Origin of the sequence: Mesorhizobium sp. M7A.F.Ca.CA.004.06.1.1 (assembly GCF_003999135.1) — a bacterium.
In the GTDB taxonomy this organism is placed as follows: domain Bacteria; phylum Pseudomonadota; class Alphaproteobacteria; order Rhizobiales; family Rhizobiaceae; genus Mesorhizobium.
Window position 1 is genome coordinate 1 of the sequence record NZ_RZPQ01000645.1, and the last position, 3,432, is coordinate 3,432.

General features: G+C 64.9%; 1 protein-coding gene and 2 pseudogenes. 1 reads left to right on the plus strand and 2 read right to left on the minus strand.

Annotated elements, in window-relative coordinates; all coding sequences use genetic code 11:
* Positions 1-603 (minus strand): annotated as a pseudogene (locus EN906_RS27535) (DNA mismatch repair protein MutS); the annotation flags it as partial.
* 213 nt (positions 604-816) lie between these two features.
* Between EN906_RS27535 and EN906_RS27540 the strand changes: the two are divergent.
* On the plus strand, positions 817-3,096 hold the full coding sequence (locus EN906_RS27540; RefSeq protein ID WP_127266636.1) for an NADP-dependent malic enzyme: 2,280 nt from the start codon (positions 817-819) through the stop codon (positions 3,094-3,096).
* A 33-nt stretch (positions 3,097-3,129) separates the two neighbouring features.
* Here the strand turns inward: EN906_RS27540 and EN906_RS27545 are convergent.
* Positions 3,130-3,432 (minus strand): annotated as a pseudogene (locus EN906_RS27545) (antitoxin Xre/MbcA/ParS toxin-binding domain-containing protein); the annotation flags it as partial.

A 3,432-nucleotide genomic window follows, 5' to 3' on the forward strand; every position in this document is an offset into this window, starting at 1 on the left:
CAGCTCGCGCGGATCGACTCGGAAGATGTCGGCCAGCAGCCGGTCGGCGGTGGTATCGGTGACGCGGAAGGCGCCGGTCGAGATGTCGATCCAGGCCAGCGCGAAACTGTGATCGGCTCCGCCCTTCACCCGCCCCAGCGCCATCAGGAAACTCGATTCCGAGGGCGCCAGCAATTTGTCCTCGGTGATGGTGCCCGGTGTCACCAGCCGCACGACGTCGCGGCGCACCACCGATTTGCCGCCGCGTTTCTTGGCCTCGGCCGGATCCTCGATCTGTTCGCAGACGGCGACGCGGAAACCCTGGCCGATCAGCTTTTGCAGATAGTCGTCGGCGGCATGCACCGGCACCCCGCACATCGGGATGTCGAGCCCTTGATACTTGCCGCGCTTGGTCAGCACGATGCCGAGCGCCCGGCTCGCCTTCTCGGCATCGTCGAAGAACAGCTCGTAGAAATCGCCCATGCGATAGAACAGCAGCGAATCGGGGTTCGCCGCCTTGATCTCGATAAATTGCTCGATCATCGGCGTGGCGCCGGCGTGGACGGTCGGCGCCGGCGTCATCGCCTCGGGGGCGTCTGGCTCGTTCGGGCTGTGCATGTTCATGCGCGGCACGCTAGCAGATGTGATGATGCGGTTTAATGCCGGCGCTTCGAAAAACGGGGGACGACGGGACGGCAGCTTGTCCGCAATTGCCGATGCGGACCGCGATTCCAGCGCGCGGGCGGTTTACACGCGGCGGCGCGTGGTCTTAATTCGGACCGAAACAAAGCACCCGCTTCAAGGAGGTGCTGCACCGGTGAGGAAATCAAGAACATCATGGCCAGGAAAACCGAGAACAGCGGTCCGTCCGTCAGTGCGCAGGAAGCGCTCGAATTCCACGCCATGGGTCGGCCGGGCAAGCTGGAGGTCGTCGCCACCAAGCCGATGGCGACGCAACGCGACCTCAGCCTCGCCTATTCGCCTGGTGTCGCGGTTCCGGTCCTGGCCATCGCCGAAGACCCCTCGCGCGCCTTCGACTACACGACGCGCGGCAACATGGTCGCCGTCATCTCCAACGGCACGGCCATCCTCGGTCTAGGCAATCTCGGCGCGCTGGCCTCCAAGCCGGTGATGGAGGGCAAGGCGGTGCTGTTCAAGCGCTTCGCCGATGTCGATTCCATCGACCTCGAGGTCGACACCGAGGACGCCGACGAATTCATCAACTGCGTGCGGTTCCTCGGGCCCTCTTTCGGCGGCATCAACCTCGAGGACATCAAGGCGCCGGAGTGCTTCATCATCGAGCAGCGCCTGCGCGAATTGATGGACATTCCCGTCTTTCACGACGACCAGCACGGCACCGCGATCATCTCGGCCGCCGGCCTGATCAACGCGCTGGAGATCACCGGTCGCGACATGAAGACCACAAAAATGGTCTGCAACGGCGCTGGTGCGGCCGGCATCGCCTGCATCGAGCTGATGAAGGCGATGGGCTTTGCGCCGGAAAACATCATCCTGTGCGACACGAAGGGCGTCGTTTTCCAAGGCCGCACCGAAGGCATGAACCAGTGGAAATCGGCGCATGCGGTCAAGACCGAGGCGCGCAGCCTCGCCGAGGCACTCGATGGCGCCGACGTCTTCCTCGGCCTCTCCGCCAAGGGCGCGCTGACCACTGCCATGGTGCAGTCGATGGCCAAGAACCCGATCATCTTCGCCATGGCCAATCCCGACCCGGAAATCACGCCGGAGGAGGTCGCCGAGATCCGCACCGACGCCATCATGGCCACCGGGCGTTCTGATTATCCCAACCAGGTCAACAACGTGCTCGGCTTTCCCTACATCTTCCGCGGCGCGCTTGATGTCAGGGCAACCACCATCAATGACGACATGAAGATCGCCGCCGCGCAGGCGCTGGCGGCATTGGCGCGCCAGGATGTGCCCGACGATGTCGCCGCCGCTTATCAGGGCAACCGGCCGAAATTCGGCCCCAACTACATCATCCCGGTGCCGTTCGACCCGCGCCTGATCTCGGCCATCCCGATCGCGGTCGCCAAGGCGGCGATGGACTCAGGCGTCGCCCGCAAGCCGATCCTCGATCTCGACCGTTACGCGCAGGAGCTGTCGGCCCGCCGCGACCCGATCGCCTCGACCCTGCAGCGCATCTACGACCGCGTGCGCCGCCAGCCCAAGCGCATCGTTTTCGCCGAGGGCGAGGAGGAGCAGGTCATGCGCGCCGCCGTCTCCTATGTGAACCAGCGGCTCGGCACCGCCATCCTGCTCGGACGCGACGACGTCATCAAGGAGAACGCCAAGCACGCCGGCATCGACCTCAACAAGCAAGGCATCGAGATCATCAATGCAAGGCTGTCGCGCCGCAACGGCATCTACACCGACTATCTCTACGAGCGCATGCAGCGCAAAGGCTTCCTGTTCCGCGACTGCCAGCGGCTGATCAACAACGACCGCAACCACTTTGCCGCCTGCATGGTGGCGCTGGGCGACGCCGACGGCATCGTCACCGGTGTCACCCGCAACTATTCGACCGCGCTCGACGACATCCGCCGCGTCATCGACGCCAAGCCCGGCCACCGCGTCATCGGCGTCTCGATCGTGCTGGCGCGAGGCAAGACCGTGCTGGTCGCCGACACCGCCGTGCACGATATGCCGAATGCCGAGCAGATCGCCGACATCGCCGAGGAGGCCGCGGGCTTTGCCCGCCGCATGGGTTATGAGCCGAGGCTCGCCATGCTCGCCTATTCCACCTTCGGCCATCCACAGGGCGAGCGCTCCGAACGCGTCCAGGAAGCGGTGCGCATCCTCGACAAGCGCCGCGTCGATTTCGAATATGACGGCGAAATGGCCGCCGACGTGGCGCTCAACGCGCGGGCCATGGCGCAATATCCGTTCATAAGGCTGACCGGCCCGGCCAATGTGCTGATCATGCCGGCGTTCCACTCGGCTTCGATCTCGACCAAGATGCTGCAGGAACTCGGCGGCTCGACGGTGATCGGCCCGCTGCTGGTCGGGCTGAACAAGCCGGTGCAGATCGTGTCGCTGAATGCCAAGGACTCGGACATCGTCAACATGGCGGCGATCGCGGCCTATACGGCGGGGACTTGAGCGGCGAGCCTTAGCGGTGAGTCCGGGAGGCGTTCAGCCCGGCGCGAACACGCGCGCAGCCTCGACGACCTCGTCCACCTGATCCTGCCGCAGCAAGTCGATCGGGACGCGCCCGTCGAGTTGCGCCGAGGGCCGCGTCAGCCACAGCCATGCGAGCCTTGGATTGGTGATCAGCGACAGCACGTCGCGAATGCCTGCAACCGGCCGTCCATCGACGAACTGCGCCAGCGGGAAGACATGTTTGCGGCCGCCCTTGCGCAAGGCGATGACCTCGCCCCGCCGCTGCCAGCGGTGCAGGGTCGAGCGGGCGATACGCAAATTCTCTTCCAGATAGGT

Excerpts from the sequence above, each read along its gene's own strand:
- EN906_RS27540 (WP_127266636.1), top strand. The coding sequence starts at position 817 with ATGGCCAGGAAAACCGAGAACAGCGGTCCGTCCGTCAGTGCGCAGGAA.